Source organism: Halorhabdus rudnickae, from assembly GCF_900880625.1.
GTDB classification, from domain to species: domain Archaea; phylum Halobacteriota; class Halobacteria; order Halobacteriales; family Haloarculaceae; genus Halorhabdus; species Halorhabdus rudnickae.
Map to the genome: position 1 here is coordinate 346,352 of NZ_CAAHFB010000001.1, position 17,356 is coordinate 363,707.

Here is a 17,356-nt window from a genome sequence, read left to right on the forward strand (position 1 = left end):
AATAGGATGCGCCCCGTCGAGGCCCCTTCGGTCAGTAAAGCGTTGCGCCGTCGCCGATCCGCGTCTGGTAGGTCCGGGCATCGACGTTCGCTCCGTCGAAGGCGTCGAGCATGGCCGAAGCGACCGCTCGCTGGTCGCTCGATCGACAGACTGCCAGGACGGCCGGACCGGCGCCGCTGATCGTGACCCCGGTCGCCCCGGCGTCGAGCGCCTGCTCGCGGACCGAATCGTATCCATCGATCAGCTTCGCCCGGGCCGGTGTGACGACGCTGTCTTCCATCCCTCGTCCCACGAGTTCGGGATCGTCGCGGTGCATCCCGCTGGTGAGGGTCGCTGCGTTGCCGACGGTCTCGACGAGTTGGTCGACAGACGTCTCGGTGGGCACGACCCGGCGGGCGTCACGGGTCGAGACGACGATCTCCGGGAGACAGGCGACCAGCGAAACCGAGGCGTCAATCTGCGTGATGCCGTCCGGCGTCGCGATCGTGAAGCCACCGAGAATCGCCGGGGCGACGTTGTCGTCGTGTGCATCTCCGGAGACGACGGCCTCGCCCTCGGCGGCGATCGGAACGAGTTCCTTCCGTGAGAGCCCGCGATCGTAGAGTTCGTTCAGCGCGACTGCGGCGGCAGCGGCACTGGAAGCGGACGATCCCAGGCCCGACGCCGGTCGGATGCCCTTGTCGATCTCGATCCGGGCGGGCGCGTCGAGCGCGTCGACGACGGCACCCACAGTATTCTTTTCGGGATCTTCCGGGATGTACTGGCTGCCGGCACCGGTCACCTCGATGGTTGTCTGCTCGGCACGCTCGACGCGAACGACGTCAGCGGGTCGCTCGAATGCGATCCCGAAAACGTCGAAGCCACTTCCGAGATTCGCGCTCGTCGCCGGTGCCCGCGCCGTCAGCATATCCCGGCTTTCCCCGACTGCGGGCAAAAAGGTAGCGAATGCGGGCCTCACGAATACCCCCAAACATAAGCCCCCGTCACGCGAACCGCCGTACGAACCCTCCCATGCCCGTCTCCTCTATCGGTCTCCTGCTGACCGGCGGGAGTCTCGCCGGCGGTGTAGTCTGTGCCTGGCTGGCCGCTTTCGCCTGGCATCGGCGGGATGTCCCGGCTGCCAAGCCATTCGGCGGGTTCATGATCGCCGCTGGCATCTGGTCGGTCGCCTATGCCGGCGCCCTGCTGGCCGAGGACGCCGGAACAATCGGTGCGTTGCTGGCGACGGCCGACCTCGCGGCCGCGGGCATACCGCCGCTGTGGGTCATATTTACGCTCGCGTATACCGGTCTGGACAAGTACCGTCGACCGGCGGTCTACGCTGCTCTCTGGGTGGTTCCAGCCGCTTACGCCGGATTGATCGTGACGGCTCCGTTTCACGACTTCGTCGATCTCGCCGTCGAGTTCCGGACTGTCGCCGAGGTAACGGCACCGATACTCGTCCGGGGAACCCCCTACTGGGCGAGTGCCACTGTTGCATACCTGCTCGTGTTCGTCGGCTATGCCGTCCTCGTTCGCTTCCTCCTGTCGGCCCGTCCGATGTACCGGCGCCAGACGGCGGCAGTCATCGGCGGGAGCCTCTTTCCGATGGTCGGCAACGCGGTCTTCGTGGTCGGGATCGGCTACCGAACGGGACTGGATCCGACGCCGCTCATGTTCGCCGTCGGTGGCGCGATCGCAGGGTGGGCACTGTTCCACTACGATTTCCTGTCGGTCGCTCCGCTGGCCAGTGACTTGCTGCTCGACGAACTCCCCGACCCCGTGATCGTCCTCGATACCGACGACAGGATCGTCGATCACAACGACGCGGCCATAGAGGCGTTCGCCGACGGACGGTTGACTGGGCGAGAGATCGAGACCGTCGCGCCTACCTTGCTCGATCGCGTCGCGACTGGCGAAGCAGTCGGGATGTCGGACCCCAACGATCCCGACGATCGAGCGCTGTTCGACCCCCGGACGACCGAGATCACTGGGCCGCGCGGCGAGGAGCGCGGCCGACTGATCGTCCTCCGGGACGTGACGATCCAGCAACGTCGCATGGATCGGATCGAGGCGCTTCAGGCAACCACCGAACGGCTCATCGAAGCCCAGATCGACGACGAAGTGGCCGAGGTGGCGGTCTCGTTCGTCCAGCGCATTCTCGGCCAAGAGGTCGCGGTCGTCTTTCTGGCCGAGGACGGGCGACTCCGACCAGCCGCAGTTTCCTCGGCAGTCGAAGACGCCTGTGACGGCCACCCACCGGACCTGACGGTCGAGGCGGCTCCGTTGTTCGAACAGTACGACACGGGTGAGACGGGTGTCCTGACGGGATCTGACTGGGAGTGGCACCCCTTCGAGACGGCTCGCCTGGAGAGTGTACTCGTGTTACCGCTTGGCGATCACGGAATGCTCTGTATGGCGTCTGAGGCGGGGACGGAGTACCCGCCCGAGGACCGACAGTTTGGGACGATCCTGGCCGGGGCGACAGAGACGGCCCTGGACCGGGTCGCCCGCGAACAGCAACTCCGGGAAAACCGTCGTGTCGTCCGCCAACGGACCGAGCAACTCGAATTCCTCAACGGCGTGCTCAGACACAATCTTCGCAACGGGGTCCAAGTCATCGACAGCAACGCCCAGCTGCTGGCCGCGAACCTCGACGGGGACGACAAGGAACGAGTCGACCGTATCAGGGAGCGATCGTCGGAACTGTCGGAACTCACCGGGAAGATCCGTTCGATCACCGAGACACTCACGTCTGATAGCGATCGGGTCTGGCCGGTCGAACTGGGGCCGACGCTGTCGGCCGCAATCGAGCGCGTCGAGGGGGAACACGACCTCGCTGTAGAAGCCGATGTTGACAACACCCAAGCCGTACTGGCCAACGATTTGCTTGCCGATGTCTTCGAGGCCGTCGTCAGGAACGCGGCTGGCCACGCCGACAACGGGTCGGTCTCCCTCGAGATCGCGGTCCAGCCGATGGGGGAGTGGCTGCAGGTGCGGATCGCCGACGAAGGGCCGGGAGTCCCGGATCACATCAAGGAGTCGTTGTTCGAACGCGACATCGGTGTCAGCCAGACTGCCCACGGGTTCGGGTTGTACTTCGTTGCAGTGATGATGGATCTCTACGGTGGCGACGTCTGGTTCGAGGATAACGACCCGACTGGTGCGATCGCTGTTCTGGAGTTTCAGCGACCGATCGACGAGCAGTGACTCTCTTCAGACCCTCGAAGACGACTGGCCGTGCCCGATCGTAACGAAAAGGCCTATTCGCGAACCCGTCGAATCCGATCCCATGATTGGTGTCGTCGGGGGCGGGATCGCCGGATTGGCTGCGGCCCACCGCCTCCAGCAACAGGGTTACGACGTGACAGTGTTCGAGGCGAGCACGGACCTCGGCGGACTGGCGGCGACGTACGCAACCGCCGGTGATCCCGTCGAGAAGTTCTACCATCATCTCTCGAAATCCGAGGAGACGATCGTCGAATGGATCGAGGAACTCGGCTTGAGTGACGATCTGGAGTGGCGCTACGGCAGCGACGCCTACTACGTCGACGGCGTCGTCCACCCGATGGACAAACCCTGGGAGATCCTCGCCTATCCGCACCTCTCACTGTACGATAAGTTCCGTCTGGGGATGCTCGTGCTGGACATCGACGTACGCGGCGGGATCCCTTCTTTCGACACTTACGAACGACTGGCGGACTTCGAGGACGTTCCGGTCAAGGAGTTCATCCTCGATCACACCTCGCGGGGTTGTTTCGAGCGCTTTTTCAAACCGCTGCTGGAGGCGAAGTTCGGCGACCGCTGGGAGGACGTCAGTGCCGCCTGGCTGTTGGGCCGCGTGAAGTTCCGTGGCGAACGGGACATCCTCAAAGGCGAACTGCTGGGCTATCTCGAAGGGGGGTTTGGCAGGCTCATCGACGCGATGCTTGCCTCTGTCGGCCGAGAAAACGTCGTTACGGGCGCCCGCGTGACCGACCTCGGGATCGAGGCCGACGAGGTCGAATCGCTCACTGTCGAGACAGCCGGCGGGGCTGATAGCGAGACCCAGACCCACGATGTCGATGCGGTGGTCGTCGCAACGATGCCGGACGTCCTGGAACACCTGACGGGCTATGAGTGTGCGATCGACTTCCAGGGAACGATCTGTTCGGTCATCAGCATAGAGGAGTCGCTGACGGACACCTACTGGCTGAACATCGCCGATGAGGCGCCCTTCGGCGCGCTGATCGAACACACCAATTACATCCCGCCCGAGCGATACAGCGGTGAACACCTGCTGTACGCCGTCAAGTACGTTCAGGACCTCGACGACGACCTCTGGCAGCAGGACGACGCGGGCGTCGAGGAGACGTGGCTCGAGGGGATCGAGGATCTGTTCCCCGATTTCGATCGGGAAGACATCAACTGGATCGAGACGGCACGCAACCCCAAGACCGCGCCCATCTACGAGCGCGGTTACCTCGACATGGTCGTGCCCTACGATCTTGGCGATGACGTGGCCGAGGGTGTCTACTACGCGGGCATGGCCTCCCAAGCCCAGTACCCGGAACGCTCGCTGAACGGAGCGATCGTCGCTGGCGAAACGTGTGCCGGGTTGATCGGCGAGTCACAGTGATCGAGGAACGGGACAAACGCTTTTGCTTGCTGTCACCGTCTGAGAATCCATGCCCGGGATCGTGTTTTTCGGGTCCGAGCAGTACGAATCGATCGCGTCGTTTTACGTCGAGGCCGTCGACGCGACAGTCTGGCTCGAACAGTCGGCGTGTGCGATTCTCCGGTACGATTCCTTTCTGTTCGGCTTTTGTGACCGCGAGACGGCCGAGACTGAGGGCGTGTTGACGTTCGTCACCGACACCCGGGACGGTGTCGACGCGTACTACGAGCGACTCGCCGATCGCGCTCGTGGCTCACCGAGAGAGAACGACGAGTACGACATTTACCAGTTCTTTGCCGAGGACCCCGAGGGACGAACGATGGAGTTCCAGACGTTTCTCCACGACACGGATCCAGTCTGACGACGTGGTCGATGACGCCAGTGGCTTCTCCGGAACGGTGTTTCCAGTCGCTCAGGACTCGATCTCGGCGTCCTCGACGGCCTCGGGATCGACGCCGGGGGCGTTATCGACGGCCACTTCCTCAGGTTCCTCCCCGCCGCCGATCACAACCTCGCCATCGCCGGTCTCGACATAAACGTCGTCGGCAAAGCCACCGATCGCGTGGGGGTGTTCGGGATCGTCGAGTTTCTCCGGCGTTGACGGTGCCTCAGGCAGTCCGCTTTCAGGTGCGAACTCGCCCAACGGATCGTCGATGGTGATGCCGTGAGCGTCGAAGAAGTCGGCGTAGCGATCGTAGTGGGCCTCGACCTCGTCGACGGGAAACTCCATCATCTCGGTCCAACCGTGGTTGTAGAAGTCGAAGTTGGCCTGCGCGTGGGTTATCTCTCGTGCTTCGGCCTCGGGATACCCCGCTTGGAGGGCAGCGACGTAGGTGTCCATCGTTGCGTCGAACAGCTCTTCTAGCCGATCACGGCGCTCCTCGCGGCGCTCCTCGTCGGCCCAGTCCAGGAAGAAGTCGGTATGAATATCGACCAGCCGGTCGGCGACCATATCGCCGACGATCGGCGCGGTCAAGCTTTGTTTGGCCGCCCAGTGTTTGACGCTCTGTTTGATCTTCATATAGGTTCGCGTTATGGTTCGAACCCCATCAACGCAGGGAAGTCGGCAGCATCCGGGATCGAGCGATAGTCAAACAGTCGAGTTCCCGGTTTGGGTGGTCCGATTTCGCCGATAGCAATCCACATTAGGCCCCGGTACGAATGGCGTCAGTATGACCACGTCGCACGTGATCCTCGGCGACGGGATCGCGGGCAGTTCCGCCGCGGAGACGATCCGCGAGGCAGATCCCGACGCTGAGGTGACCGTCATCACCGAGGAGGGCGAACCCCTCTACAACCGGATCCTGATCAAGGAGTTCGCCAAGGGAAAACTCCCCGAGGACCCAATCGCGATCCACGAAGAGGAGTGGTACGATGAACGCGACATCGCCCTCGAACTCAACACCCACGTCACGAGCGTCGACACCGACGCGAAGGTCGTCGAGGCCCATGACGGCTCGACCTATGAGTACGACAACCTGCTCGTGGCGACCGGTGGGACGCCGATCGAACTCCCCGTCGAAAACAGCGACGCCGACGGGATCCATCACTTCTGGACCTTCGAGGACGCTCGGCGGATCCGTCAACACGCCGCGGAAGCCGAGACGGGCGTGATCGTCGGCGCGGGCCTGCTCGGAATCGACCTCGCGGCGATTTGTGGCGCCCAGGGCGTCGACGCTGACTACCTGATGCGGGGCAACCGGTGGTGGCGCTACGCGCTGACGCTCGACGGCGCGGAGATCATCCACCAGGCACTCCGGGATCTGGGGGTAGAACTGGTCTTCGAGAGCGGACTCGACCACTTCGAAGTCGACGACGACGACCACGTCAGCGGCGCGATCGACTCGAACGGCGAGTTCCACGATGCGGAGTTCGCCGCAGTCGCCGTCGGTCTGGACTACAATACGGAGTTCCTCCAGGGCACGCCGGTCGAACTCGAGGAGGGCATCGTCGTCGACGAGCACATGCAGACGAACGTCGAGGGTGTCTACGCGGCTGGCGACCTGACCCGCTATTACGACGTCATCCTCGACGAACCGGCACAGAACGGCTCGTGGGGGAGCGCCAAAGAGCAAGGCGCCATCGCCGGGGCGAACATGGTCGCCGACGAACCCGTCGAGACGTTCCGGTACGTCTCCACCTACTCGATCACGCACTTTGACTTCCCGTTTCTCTCCTTTGGCCATCCGACGCTTGGCGACGAATCGGCCGAGCGCAAGTACACCGACGACGAGTGGCGGCGACTCACCTTCAAGGACGGCCACCTCGTCGGCGGCGTCCTGATTGGAGATCTCTCCCAGCAGAGTGCGTTCAAACGGATTATCCGCGAGGAACGACCCGTCGCCGATCAGAAGGAGGCCCTGCTGGAACCAGAAGTTGATCTCGAATCACTTGCCGCACCGGCCGCCGAACAGTAGCGAACTGACCATCTTTCGCCACGGACCGACACGGTTTTGCGCGCCAGTCCGCTCGGTGCTGGTATGCACGGCGATTCGGACGGCGAGATGACCCTCGCTTTCGATCTCGATGCACTGCGACAGTTGGCTCACCCCGACGCAGTGTTCACTGACGCCCGCCAGTGGAGCGAGTACGTCGGCATCGTCTCCGAGGAACCGACGTACGTCGTCACCAACTTCGCGCGGAAACACCGCGTCCGACAGGACTTCTTCTCCGGGCCTCGCGGTCGCATTGAGAGCCTCGAAAACGTCATGGATCAGTTCGAGACGCCGCGGTACGTCTACGTCGGCACCGACGACGATGCGGCGACACTGGCTGAAGAGGCCGGCTGGGAGTTTCTCGATGTCGCAGACGCGGCCGAGGCCGCCGAGTGGGAACTCGGCGATCCTGAACCACCGGCCCAGGCCGAGCAGGAAGAGACTCGTGAAGACTGGCCGTGACCTGTAGAAGGGGAGCCAGGACTGGCCAACGCCGAAATGCCTCGACCAAAAGCGTCAGCGCGAAAGACGCTCGCTCCCAAAGAGCCCAAGCGGAAATATCCTCGCTCATCGGGGTGTTTAACCGCCCGCGGGCGGAATCTCTGGTGATGAGTACCCCTCGCGTCCCCGGGTCGGGTGATCGGATCGAACTCCCCTGTGGCGAGTCGATCGGTCTCTCGGAACTGGACATGGGCATGCGTGAGTTCGACTGTGGTTGTGAGTCGACCCACGCGATCGTCATGGACGTCCATCCGCCGGCCCGCTTCCTGCCCGAGTTTCTGGTCGACGTGCTCCGCGAGACCGTCGAGACGACCGACGAGGCCGAGCAACTCGGTACCGCTCACCTCATGGGTATCGTCTTAGAAGAGTTTCCCGACGCCGTCGTCGCCGAAGATGTCGAAGATGACGGCGACATCGGCTGTGGACTGGTCTGGGTCACGGACTTCGACGCACGCCGACTGCACGAGATCATCATCGAACTCGTCGTCGATTTGATGGAACACGCAGTTAGCCATGCCGACGACGACGAAGCAATCGCGAATTTCGAATCCGAGATGCGAGAGTTCGACGTCGGCAAGTTCGTCGAGGTTTACCGGAGCGAACGCGACTTCGAGGGCGAACACGATACAGCTGTCTGACCGGTCCGTGTGACGGTTTCTCGATCCATCTCGTTTGTATGACGTGCGATCCCGTCGTAGTCTATCGAAACCGTTCGATGGGGCGTCAGACTGCCGTCTGACGGTGATTAATGGTGTTCGGGAACGTTTGTCAGACTATGTTACGTCACGGCGAGTTCGACCGGATCCGCGCCGTGCTTCGAGAGGCGGAGGCCGAGGGGCCGCTGACTGCCAGGGAAATTCTCGACGTACTGGAAGCCCACGGCGAGTCCTTCGATAGTGCCCACCAGGTTGCGACCGTACTGGGGCGACACGCCGAGACGGGCGAAGTCGAAGTGATTCGCGAGACGCCCTACCGGTATCGGTTCGACGACTGTGGACAGTGACCACGGCCGCGAGAAGATGTCGTTCGAACTCCCACCGCTTGTGGCTATCGAACGGTGTTTGTTTAGATCCCGACTCAGTAGTTGTGATGCAGACGAAGTGATTCAACGAAACGGCGCTGTCGTTGTCGCTCGTCACGATGCGGACAGCTGACTACCTTCGATACGATTTTCGAAATTCACTTGCGAGTTTCGTAACCTTTCGCCGGGTTTATTACGACGAACGAACTCCAGACGCACAATGACAGACGAAAAAGACCGCACGATCCTATTGATCGGCAGTGGGCCGATCAAGATCGGGCAGGCGGCCGAGTTCGACTATTCCGGGGCCCAGGCTTGTCGCGCACTCCAGGAGGAAGGTGCGCGCGTGGTCCTGGTGAACTCGAACCCGGCGACGATCATGACAGATCCGGAGATGGCCGACGAGGTCTATCTCGAACCTATCAACACCGAGGCCATCGCCGAGATCATCCGCAAGGAGGAGCCCGACGGCGTCATCGCCGGTCTTGGGGGCCAGACCGGGTTGAACGTCACCGCGGAACTCGCCGAAGAGGGTGTCCTGGAAGAACACGACGTGGAGGTCATGGGTACTCCCCTCGATACGATCTACGCGACTGAAGACCGGGACAAGTTCCGCCAGCGGATGCACAAGATCGGCCAGCCGGTTCCGCGCTCGGAAACCATCGAGAGCGTCGAGGCGGTCGAAGACGCCGTCGAGTCGGTCGGCGGCCTCCCTGTCATCATGCGGACGACCTACACGCTCGGCGGACAGGGGTCGGGCGTCATCGGCGAGATGGACGAACTGAAAGAGGCCACGCGGAAGGGGCTGAACCTCTCGCGGGACGACCGTGTGATGATCACGGAGTCCATCGACGGTTGGATCGAACTGGAGTACGAGGTGATGCGCGACGCCGACGACTCCTGTATCATCATCTGTAACATGGAAAACCTGGATCCGATGGGGATCCACACCGGCGAGTCCGTCGTCGTCACCCCCAGCCAGGTCATCCCCGACGAGGGCCACCAGGAGATGCGTGACGCCGCCCTCGAAGTCATCCGCGAACTGGAGATCCACGGCGGCTGTAACATCCAGTTCGCCTGGCGCGACGACGGGACCCCCGGCGGGGAGTACCGCGTCGTCGAGGTCAACCCCCGCGTCTCCCGGTCGTCAGCGCTGGCCTCGAAAGCGACTGGCTACCCGATCGCCCGCGTAACCGCGAAGGTCGCAATGGGCAAGCGCCTCCACGAGATCGAAAACGAGATCACGGGGGAGACGACCGCTGCCTTCGAACCAGCGATCGACTACGTCGTCACGAAGGTACCCCGCTGGCCGATCGATAAGTTCCGCGACGTCGACTTCGATCTCGGGCCGGCGATGAAGTCCACCGGCGAGGCGATGTCGATCGGACGGACCTTCGAGGAGTCGTTGCTCAAGGCGCTCCGGTCCAGCGAGTACGATCCCGCTGTCAACTGGGCGGACGTAGACGACGAAGAACTCGCGGACGGCTACCTCGGGACCCCGACGCCGGACCGCCCCTACGCGATGTTCGAGGCCTTCGAGCGCGGCTATTCCGTCGAGGAGGTCTCGGAACTGACAGAGATCCGCGAGTGGTACGTCCAGCGGTACAAACGGATCGCGGACGCGGCCGAGGCTGCAAGCGCGGGCGACCTCGAGGTGGCGGCCGAGGCTGGTTTCACGAACCACGAGGTCGCGACGCTCGCCAGCGGCGGTGCGTTCGACGACACTCACGCGTCCTGGCTACCGGATCGGCTACTCGACGAACGCGGCGTCGTCAGCGGGGACGGAGAAGCGACGCCCCAGACCGACGGCGGGACCGACGCCGTCACCGTCGACGACGTCGAGAGTGCCGCGCCCGCCCGGTCGTTCAAGCAGGTCGACACCTGCGCGGGCGAGTTCGAGGCCTCGACGCCGTATTACTACTCCGCACGGGAGCCTCTCTCGGGACTAGAGCGCAACGAAGTCCAGGTCGATCCGGACGTCGAGAGCGTCGTGGTCGTCGGGGGCGGCCCGATCCGGATCGGGCAGGGTGTCGAGTTCGACTACTGTTCGGTCCACGCCGTTCGGGCCCTCGAGGAGATCGGCATCGACGCCCACGTCGTCAACAACAACCCCGAGACAGTCTCGACGGACTACGACACCTCGGACGGCCTGTTCTTCGAACCGATCACCGCCGAGGAAGTCGCGGACGTCGTCGAGGAGACCGGGGCCGACGGGGTAATGGTCCAGTTCGGCGGCCAGACGTCCGTCGACATCGGCCATCCCCTCGAGAAGGAACTCGAGCGCCGTGGACTGGACTGTGAGATCCTCGGCACCTCGGTCGACGCGATGGACTTGGCAGAGGACCGCGACCGCTTCAACCGCCTGATGGACGAACTCGGGATCGATCAGGCCGAGGGTGGGACGGCGACCAGCGAGACTGAGGCCCTCGAACTGGCCCGCAACATCGGCTATCCTGTCCTCGTTCGGCCGTCCTACGTGCTCGGGGGTCGCGCGATGGATGTCGTCTACAACGATGAAGACCTCAAGACCTACATCGAGGAAGCTGTCCGGGTGAGCCCGGACAAGCCGATCCTCGTTGATGACTTCCTGGCGGATGCAGTGGAACTCGACGTCGATGCCGTCGCAGACGCCGCAGGCGAGGGTGGGGACGTCCTCATCGGCGGCGTGATGGAGCACGTCGAGACCGCCGGCGTCCACTCCGGTGACTCGGCGTGTATGATCCCGCCGCGTAGCCAGGAGATCAAAGACGTGATGCCGCGTATTCGTGAAGTGGCCGAGGAAGTCGCGCGCGAACTCGACGCTGAGGGACTGCTCAACGTCCAACTCGCGGTCCGGGACGGGACAGTCTACGTCCTGGAGGCCAACCCGCGGTCCTCGCGGACAGTCCCGTTCATTTCGAAGACGACCGGCGTTCCGATCGCGAAGCTCGCGGCGAAGGTGATGGCCGGCGCGAGCCTCGACGATCTCGATGTCGCGGAACAACAGCCCGAGCAAGTGTCTATCAAGGAGGTCGTCCTGCCGTTCGATCGCTTGCCGGGCTCAGACCCGCGGCTCGGCCCGGAGATGAAGTCGACGGGTGAGGTCATGGGGACTGCCGGGAGCTTCGGCAAGGCCTACCAGAAGGCCCAGCAAGCGGTCGGAAAGGCGATCCCGCTCTCGGGCACGGCGATCGTCGATCTGCCAGTCCTCGGTTTCGAGGAGCACTTCGAGACGCTGGATCTCGACGACTTCGACGAGGAGTCCGAGATCGAGGCGGCCCTGCGCGATGGCGAGATCGACCTCGTGGTCTCGCGGGACCGTGACGTCCTCGAAATCTGCGTCGAGGAGACGATCACGTACTTCTCGACGATCGAGAGCGCAGAGGCCGCCCTTGAGGCCATCGAGTCGGCGGACGAGCCGTTGAACGTCCAGGACATTGCCAGCCGACCCAAGACCGCCCGGAAGTGGGGCGACGACTGAGGCGAGCAGATCCATGGATCGAACCGAACGTGCGCTGGCATCGTTCCTAGACGGCGACGAGGAACTCGTCGAGACCTGGACAGTCGATACGATCAATCGCGGATTCGAACTGTCGCCACCAGGAATGGGGGACAGCGAGACGCTCGGTCTGACCGATCGACGACTCCTCTGGCTGGACGACGAACTCGAGACGGTCGATCTCGAGGTGATACGGCATGTTGACCACGAATCCGTTCGACCGCATTCGACGCCGCTGTTGCTCACAGTCGGGGCACTTGCGCTGGTTCTGGGCGCGCTGGCAACGCCAGCGCTGTGGTTGTTGGCGTCACTGTCCACGGTCGAGACCCTCGCGCCGCTGGCCGTCGGCGTCGGCCTGTTCGTCGTCACATCGGTCCTCTCACACGTTCGCGATGGCGACGTCGATGACGACGAGCACTTTCACTACCTTGAACTTCGGACGGAACGGACGACAGTGCAGATATACGCTGACCTGGAAATCGTCGACGCGATCGGCGAGCGGATCGAATCGAAGCTATCCTGACTGATGAGGGAACCATCAGTTTCGCGTCGGTGATAGCGCAATCGGCAAACACTTTCACCCTTCGCACGTAGGCCGGGTATGAGCGACGTGGACCTCTCTGCGGAAAAGTACGAGAAACACCGGCAAGCGGGCGAGATCCTCGCGGAGGTACGGGACGAAGCGGCCGAACGCGTCGAGGTCGGGGCGAGTCATCTCGAAATTGCCGAGTGGGCCGAAGATCGCATCCGTGAACTCGGCGGGGAGCCGGCGTTTCCCGTCAACATTAGCGTCGACGAGGAAGCCGCCCACGCGACGCCGGGGATCGACGACGAGACGACCTTCGGCGAGGAGATGATCAACCTCGACATCGGCGTCAGCGTCGACGGCTGGTTGGCTGATACGGCCGTAACGATCGACCTTTCCGGACAGGACGAACTCGCCGAAGCCTCTGCTGAGGCGCTCGATGCGGCACTCGAGCTCGTCGAGGCCGGGGTCGAAACCGGCGAGATCGGTCGCGTCGTCGAAGAGACGATCGAAGGCTACGGCTTCAATCCAGTCGTCAACCTCACAGGGCACGGTCTAGACCAGTACGAGCAACACACCGATCCGAACATTCCAAACCGGGCCGTCAGTCAAAGCGTTGTCCTAGAGGCGGGGGACGTCGTCGCCATTGAGCCGTTCGCCACGGACGGAAGCGGCAAGGTCAGGGAGGGCAGCGACGAGGAAATCTTCGCCCTCGATCGGGAGACGTCCGTCCGTGATCGCGGGGCACGACAGGCCTTAGAGCAGATCGTCGAGGAGTTCAAGACCCTCCCGTTCGCGACGCGCTGGCTGGACGTGCGTCGTCCGAGTATGGCACTCAAGCGCCTGAAGCGCGCGGATGCCATCCACGGCTATCCCGTTCTCAAAGAGGAAGCGGAGAACTACGTCAGCCAGAAGGAACACACCGTCATCGTGACCGAGGACGGGTGTGAAGTGACGACCCGGAGTCGGTAGCAGCGAGGTTGAGTGACGCGAGGCCGAACGTAGTGAGGCCTCGAAAGAAGCGAGCGGGGAGCGGAGTGACTCGCGAGCAGCGAGACCGAGTGGAGCGAGGTCTCGAAAAGGCGAGCGGCGACGGGAGGAGCCGTGAGCAGCGAAACCGAACGTAGTGGGGCCTCGGAAAAGCGAACGGCGAGCGATGAGCGGAACGAACCGCGGGCAGCGGGATCGATTGACGAGAATCTTCGCAATCACGCGTCGTTCATGCGCCGCTCCGTTCGCCGGCCACAGTTGAGACATTCGCTCACACGATAGGGTTCCCGCGAGTAGGCAGCGTTGTCCGTCTCGTCGCTTTCGGTCACCAGCGTGACCGAAACGCCGTGTGGACGCTCAGTCCCACATGACGGACAATACTCCGATAGCTGGTCGGTCAGTCCTGACATGCTCGTCATCTACTTCGGGAGAACGGACGATCAGGCTATAAAAAGTGAGGTCCGTTTCGTTCGTTTATCGCAGTAAGTCAGTACGATATGGACTGATACCGGTAGAAGGACCTCTATTTCGTTTATCGGAGGTGTTCAGTCCGTTTCTGCGGGGAAACCGAATCGAACGGCCGAAAGATTCAAATATGGTGATTGATTCCAGACGTTCGGAACGGAATACATTAACCGCCGCGGCGGCGTGTGCGAACATGGACCAGATCTTCGCGCCGTGGCGCATCGAGTGGGTCGAGCGACCGGACAAGAACCCCAATATCGAGGACTGTGTCTTCTGTGAACTCCCCCGGGAGGACAACGACCGCGAGAACCGGGTTGTCGCCCGCAGCGACCATGCTTACGTCCTGCTGAACAACTACCCGTACAACCCGGGCCACACGATGGTCATCCCCCACGCCCACGGTGGCGAATACGAGGCACTCGACGACGCAGCGCTGTTGGATCACGCCAGACTCAAACAGCGGACGATCGACGCCATGGACGCTGCATTCGATCCCGACGGCTACAACGTCGGCCTGAATCTTGGTGGAACCGCGGCCGGCGGGTCGATCGACGATCACCTCCACACGCACGTCGTCCCGCGGTGGGCCGGGGACAACAACTTCATGGCCGTCATCTCGGAGACGAAAGTTATCGTCGAGGCGCTGGAAGAGTCCTACGACCGTCTACACGAGGCCTTTGCCGATCAGGAGGGGACGACAGTCAACGACGAGGACGATGCCGTCCAGCTATAACGATAATCGACGACGAAGACGATGCCGTCCACGATAGCGAGAGTTGATAACGGAGACGAAAGGGAAACACCGGGTCGAGGCCGGCTGTTCAGTCTTCGAGAATAGCTGACGCGGTTTTGCGCCCATCGGCGATCCGCCCGATCAGTCCCGCGCGTGATGTGAAGGCCGAACAGATTTCGATCCCATCGGGCAGCGAGAGGTCGTCCAGTGCCTTCCAGGAGCGGTCGTACGCCGGCATCCCGGGACGGAGCACGTTCACGGAGAGGACCTCGGCTTGGGCACCGGTGATCGTCTCGAATTCCGTGGCGGCCCGACGCCCGATGACGCTTGGATCAGCATCAAGAAATGCGGGATCGCCGCCACCGACGTAGGAGGTGTAGACGCCGTCCCGGCCGAGCATGCTGGCGTTCCAGGTGCTGCCGTCCGTCCGAAACCCATCGTCGATGACGTGAAAGCCGTGGCCGGTTCCGTCAAAGTCAGAGTGGAGGTGGACGACGCCAAGCGGATTGTACGAGAACTGTTCGACGACTGCGGCGGCTTCGTCGTCGACGCCCGCGAGCAGCGCGGCCGTGGTCGGCGCCGGGGTCGTGAACACGACCGTCTCGACGGCGACCGTCTCGCGATCGGTCTCGACCAGGAATCCCTCGCCGTCCTGCCGGACGTCAGTGACCGGCGTCCCCGGGTGGATCGACTCGGCGTGAGCCTCGTACATCGCTTCCGGGAGTCGCCCGAGGCCGTCCTCGAAGGAGATGATCGGTGGCGTCTCGACACCCTCAAGCAACTTCTTCAGCATGAAGACCAGCAGGCTCCCCTCGACGCCGAAACGATCCAGCGCCTTCCCGAGCGAGTATTCGACGTACATGTCGTCGGCATCGGTGCCGTAGAGGCCGCTGTAGAGCGGTCCCGCGAAGCGGGTTGCGACTTCTTCGCCGAACTTTCGCGTGAGGAACGCTTCGACGCTCTCGTCGGGCTTTGCCCCGCCGGTGAACGGCTCCAGCAGGACGCGGGCCTTGCCGCGCCAGGAGAGGAGATCGGTCGTAATCGCGTCCCGGACGGACAACGGCATCGGCCGGAGATCGCCGTCGTAGTAGCCGTACAGCGACTGGTCGTCGTCCCCGTAGATCAGCTCGTCCTCGAGATCGAGCGTCTCGACCAGAGACTCGACCGGTTTCGAGAGGCGCAAACGCTGGGGGCCGTGTTCCACCACGTGACCGTCGACCGTCGTCGAGCGGACGATCCCACCGGGTTCGCTCGATGCCTCGAATGTCTCGACATCGGCGCCCTGCGTCGCGAGGAAATGCGTCGCCGAGAGGCCGGACATCCCCGCACCGACGACGGCGACAGTCACTGTATCACCCCGGTGGGATTCCATCTCGAACGAACCGGTACACGCTGGAGGAAGTGCATAGGGGAACTTCGCAGTCGTCGTATTAAGTCCCGTTGGAACGGATCGACCGTGACACGACTGGGGGGAGCGATCCGTCTGAACACGAAATCACTTTACCGACCGCTACCAACCACGTTCCGATGACACGACGGGGGACGCTCCGGCGCGTTGGTCTGTTGTTGTTCGGAGCGAACCTGCTTCTGTTCGTTCTGAAAGGTGCCGTCGCCCTCGAAACGGGGAGTTTCGCTGTCGAGTCCGAAGCGATCAACAGTCTCGCGGACTCGGTGTACTCGCTGGTGATCGTCGCGGGGCTGTACCTCACCACCCAGCCACCGGACTTCGAACATCCACACGGCCACGAACGCATCGAACCGTTCGTGTCGCTGTTCGTTGCGGTCGGTATCTTCGCCGCCGGCGCGCTCGTTATCTATCAGTCGGGAACTGCCCTGCTTTCGGGCACAGTCGATCCGGTCGAGAGCCCGACCGCCATCGCGGTGCTGCTCTTCTCCGTCGTGGGGAAACTCGCGTTGTACCGCTACTGTCTCCGAGTCGGCCAGGAGTGGCAGTCCCCGGCGCTCGTCGCGACGGCCTTGGACAACCGTAACGACGTGCTGACGGCCGGTGCCGCGCTGACTGGCGTTTTTGGCGCGTCACTGGGGTTTCCGCTGCTCGATCCTCTGGCGGCGATGGTCGTGGCTGTCGGTATCCTCCACACGGGTGTCGAAGTTGTCCGAGATAACGTCAACTATCTCGTGGGGGCGGCACCGCCCGAGGAGCTACGGGCCGAGATCGTCCAGCGGGCACTCGAGCATCCCGAAGTGAAGGGTGCCCACGAAGTGATCGCCCACTACGTCGGCCCGGAGATCGACGTCAGCCTCCACGTCGAAGTCGAGGGCGACCGGACGCTCCGTGAGGCCCACGACATCGAGACGGCAGTCGTCCGAGCCGTCGAGGATCTCGAAACAGTCGACGACGCGTTCGTCCACGTCGATCCCAGGGAACTCGGGGAGTGGAAACCCGACGAACTCGTCGATCGCTACGCCGCGACGGGCGACGCTGCCGGCTCCGACGACGAAAGTCCGACCGACGAGACGTGAGCGATCTTTCTTCCCTGGCATTTGATTTATTTTCTCTTTCAATCCCCCGTTTCGATTTCCTACCGATGACAATCGGCCAAAAGTATA

The 17,356-nt window shown here is 63.0% G+C and carries 16 protein-coding genes; 12 read left to right on the forward strand and 4 right to left on the reverse strand.

What is annotated here, in order from left to right; genetic code table 11:
- Positions 1 to 31: 31 nt before the first annotated feature.
- Positions 32 to 907, reverse strand: a complete 876-nt coding sequence (locus BN2694_RS01735) for a homoserine kinase (RefSeq protein WP_135662039.1) — start codon at positions 905 to 907, stop codon at positions 32 to 34.
- 104 nt (positions 908 to 1,011) lie between these two features.
- Between BN2694_RS01735 and BN2694_RS01740 the strand changes: the two genes are divergently transcribed.
- The 3 genes from BN2694_RS01740 to BN2694_RS01750 all read left to right on the forward strand — a co-directional run bounded on the left by BN2694_RS01740 (position 1,012) and on the right by BN2694_RS01750 (position 4,997).
- The gene (locus tag BN2694_RS01740) at positions 1,012 to 3,189 is read left to right on the forward strand and encodes a sensor histidine kinase (protein WP_135662041.1); all 2,178 of its coding nucleotides are present in this window, start codon (positions 1,012 to 1,014) and stop codon (positions 3,187 to 3,189) included.
- An 82-nt stretch (positions 3,190 to 3,271) separates the two neighbouring features.
- Complete coding sequence (locus tag BN2694_RS01745; protein ID WP_135662043.1) at positions 3,272 to 4,597, forward strand: NAD(P)/FAD-dependent oxidoreductase; 1,326 nt, start codon at positions 3,272 to 3,274, stop codon at positions 4,595 to 4,597.
- Positions 4,598 to 4,646: 49 nt separating this feature from the next.
- Complete coding sequence (locus BN2694_RS01750; RefSeq protein WP_135662045.1) at positions 4,647 to 4,997, forward strand: VOC family protein; 351 nt, start codon at positions 4,647 to 4,649, stop codon at positions 4,995 to 4,997.
- A gap of 51 nt (positions 4,998 to 5,048) precedes the next feature.
- Here BN2694_RS01750 and BN2694_RS01755 read toward each other — a convergent pair whose 3' ends face one another.
- Entirely contained in the window at positions 5,049 to 5,657 is a 609-nt protein-coding gene (locus BN2694_RS01755) for a DUF6149 family protein (RefSeq protein WP_135662047.1), read from the reverse strand.
- A gap of 151 nt (positions 5,658 to 5,808) precedes the next feature.
- Here BN2694_RS01755 and BN2694_RS01760 point away from each other — a divergent pair, with 151 nt between their 5' ends.
- The 7 genes from BN2694_RS01760 (at position 5,809) to map (ending at position 13,569) form a co-directional block, all read left to right on the forward strand.
- Positions 5,809 to 7,053: an NAD(P)/FAD-dependent oxidoreductase gene (locus tag BN2694_RS01760; RefSeq protein ID WP_135662049.1), complete on the forward strand. Its 1,245-nt coding sequence runs from the start codon at positions 5,809 to 5,811 to the stop codon at positions 7,051 to 7,053.
- Positions 7,054 to 7,116: 63 nt separating this feature from the next.
- The gene (locus tag BN2694_RS01765) at positions 7,117 to 7,533 is read left to right on the forward strand and encodes a DUF7124 domain-containing protein (RefSeq protein ID WP_135662051.1); all 417 of its coding nucleotides are present in this window, start codon (positions 7,117 to 7,119) and stop codon (positions 7,531 to 7,533) included.
- A gap of 146 nt (positions 7,534 to 7,679) precedes the next feature.
- On the forward strand, positions 7,680 to 8,210 hold the full coding sequence (locus BN2694_RS01770; protein WP_135662052.1) for a DUF5815 family protein: 531 nt from the start codon (positions 7,680 to 7,682) through the stop codon (positions 8,208 to 8,210).
- Positions 8,211 to 8,320: 110 nt separating this feature from the next.
- Positions 8,321 to 8,575 (forward strand): hypothetical protein, encoded by a 255-nt coding sequence (locus BN2694_RS01775; RefSeq protein WP_135662054.1) that lies wholly within the window; start codon positions 8,321 to 8,323, stop codon positions 8,573 to 8,575.
- 238 nt (positions 8,576 to 8,813) lie between these two features.
- On the forward strand, positions 8,814 to 12,053 hold the full coding sequence (carB, locus tag BN2694_RS01780) for a carbamoyl-phosphate synthase large subunit (protein WP_135662056.1): 3,240 nt from the start codon (positions 8,814 to 8,816) through the stop codon (positions 12,051 to 12,053).
- A 13-nt stretch (positions 12,054 to 12,066) separates the two neighbouring features.
- Positions 12,067 to 12,594, forward strand: a complete 528-nt coding sequence (locus tag BN2694_RS01785; RefSeq protein WP_135662059.1) for a hypothetical protein — start codon at positions 12,067 to 12,069, stop codon at positions 12,592 to 12,594.
- A gap of 78 nt (positions 12,595 to 12,672) precedes the next feature.
- On the forward strand, positions 12,673 to 13,569 hold the full coding sequence (gene map / locus BN2694_RS01790) for a type II methionyl aminopeptidase (protein WP_135662061.1): 897 nt from the start codon (positions 12,673 to 12,675) through the stop codon (positions 13,567 to 13,569).
- A gap of 236 nt (positions 13,570 to 13,805) precedes the next feature.
- On the opposite strand, the gene BN2694_RS01795 is transcribed toward map, so the two are convergent.
- On the reverse strand, positions 13,806 to 14,006 hold the full coding sequence (locus tag BN2694_RS01795) for a DUF7835 family putative zinc beta-ribbon protein (RefSeq protein ID WP_135662063.1): 201 nt from the start codon (positions 14,004 to 14,006) through the stop codon (positions 13,806 to 13,808).
- 239 nt (positions 14,007 to 14,245) lie between these two features.
- On the opposite strand from BN2694_RS01795, the gene BN2694_RS01800 reads away from it, so the two are divergent.
- On the forward strand, positions 14,246 to 14,785 hold the full coding sequence (locus BN2694_RS01800) for an HIT family protein (protein ID WP_135662065.1): 540 nt from the start codon (positions 14,246 to 14,248) through the stop codon (positions 14,783 to 14,785).
- Between the two features lie 88 nt (positions 14,786 to 14,873).
- Here the strand turns inward: BN2694_RS01800 and hemG are convergent, their stop codons facing one another.
- Positions 14,874 to 16,133 carry a protoporphyrinogen oxidase gene (gene hemG, locus BN2694_RS01805; protein WP_135662067.1) on the reverse strand — a complete coding sequence of 420 codons (1,260 nt, stop codon included), beginning with the start codon at positions 16,131 to 16,133 and terminating at the stop codon, positions 14,874 to 14,876.
- 179 nt (positions 16,134 to 16,312) lie between these two features.
- On the opposite strand from hemG, the gene BN2694_RS01810 reads away from it, so the two are divergent.
- The gene (locus BN2694_RS01810; protein ID WP_135662069.1) at positions 16,313 to 17,269 is read left to right on the forward strand and encodes a cation diffusion facilitator family transporter; all 957 of its coding nucleotides are present in this window, start codon (positions 16,313 to 16,315) and stop codon (positions 17,267 to 17,269) included.
- The last annotated feature ends 87 nt before the right edge of the window (positions 17,270 to 17,356 follow it).

Excerpts from the sequence above, each read along its gene's own strand:
- BN2694_RS01735 (WP_135662039.1), bottom strand. The coding sequence starts at position 907 with ATGCTGACGGCGCGGGCACCGGCGACGAGCGCGAATCTCGGAAGTGGC.
- BN2694_RS01740 (WP_135662041.1), top strand. The coding sequence starts at position 1,012 with ATGCCCGTCTCCTCTATCGGTCTCCTGCTGACCGGCGGGAGTCTCGCC.
- BN2694_RS01745 (WP_135662043.1), top strand. The coding sequence starts at position 3,272 with ATGATTGGTGTCGTCGGGGGCGGGATCGCCGGATTGGCTGCGGCCCAC.
- BN2694_RS01750 (WP_135662045.1), top strand. The coding sequence starts at position 4,647 with ATGCCCGGGATCGTGTTTTTCGGGTCCGAGCAGTACGAATCGATCGCG.
- BN2694_RS01755 (WP_135662047.1), bottom strand. The coding sequence starts at position 5,657 with ATGAAGATCAAACAGAGCGTCAAACACTGGGCGGCCAAACAAAGCTTG.
- BN2694_RS01760 (WP_135662049.1), top strand. The coding sequence starts at position 5,809 with ATGACCACGTCGCACGTGATCCTCGGCGACGGGATCGCGGGCAGTTCC.
- BN2694_RS01765 (WP_135662051.1), top strand. The coding sequence starts at position 7,117 with ATGCACGGCGATTCGGACGGCGAGATGACCCTCGCTTTCGATCTCGAT.
- BN2694_RS01770 (WP_135662052.1), top strand. The coding sequence starts at position 7,680 with ATGAGTACCCCTCGCGTCCCCGGGTCGGGTGATCGGATCGAACTCCCC.
- BN2694_RS01775 (WP_135662054.1), top strand. The coding sequence starts at position 8,321 with ATGGTGTTCGGGAACGTTTGTCAGACTATGTTACGTCACGGCGAGTTC.
- carB (WP_135662056.1), top strand. The coding sequence starts at position 8,814 with ATGACAGACGAAAAAGACCGCACGATCCTATTGATCGGCAGTGGGCCG.
- BN2694_RS01785 (WP_135662059.1), top strand. The coding sequence starts at position 12,067 with ATGGATCGAACCGAACGTGCGCTGGCATCGTTCCTAGACGGCGACGAG.
- map (WP_135662061.1), top strand. The coding sequence starts at position 12,673 with ATGAGCGACGTGGACCTCTCTGCGGAAAAGTACGAGAAACACCGGCAA.
- BN2694_RS01795 (WP_135662063.1), bottom strand. The coding sequence starts at position 14,006 with ATGACGAGCATGTCAGGACTGACCGACCAGCTATCGGAGTATTGTCCG.
- BN2694_RS01800 (WP_135662065.1), top strand. The coding sequence starts at position 14,246 with ATGGACCAGATCTTCGCGCCGTGGCGCATCGAGTGGGTCGAGCGACCG.
- BN2694_RS01810 (WP_135662069.1), top strand. The coding sequence starts at position 16,313 with ATGACACGACGGGGGACGCTCCGGCGCGTTGGTCTGTTGTTGTTCGGA.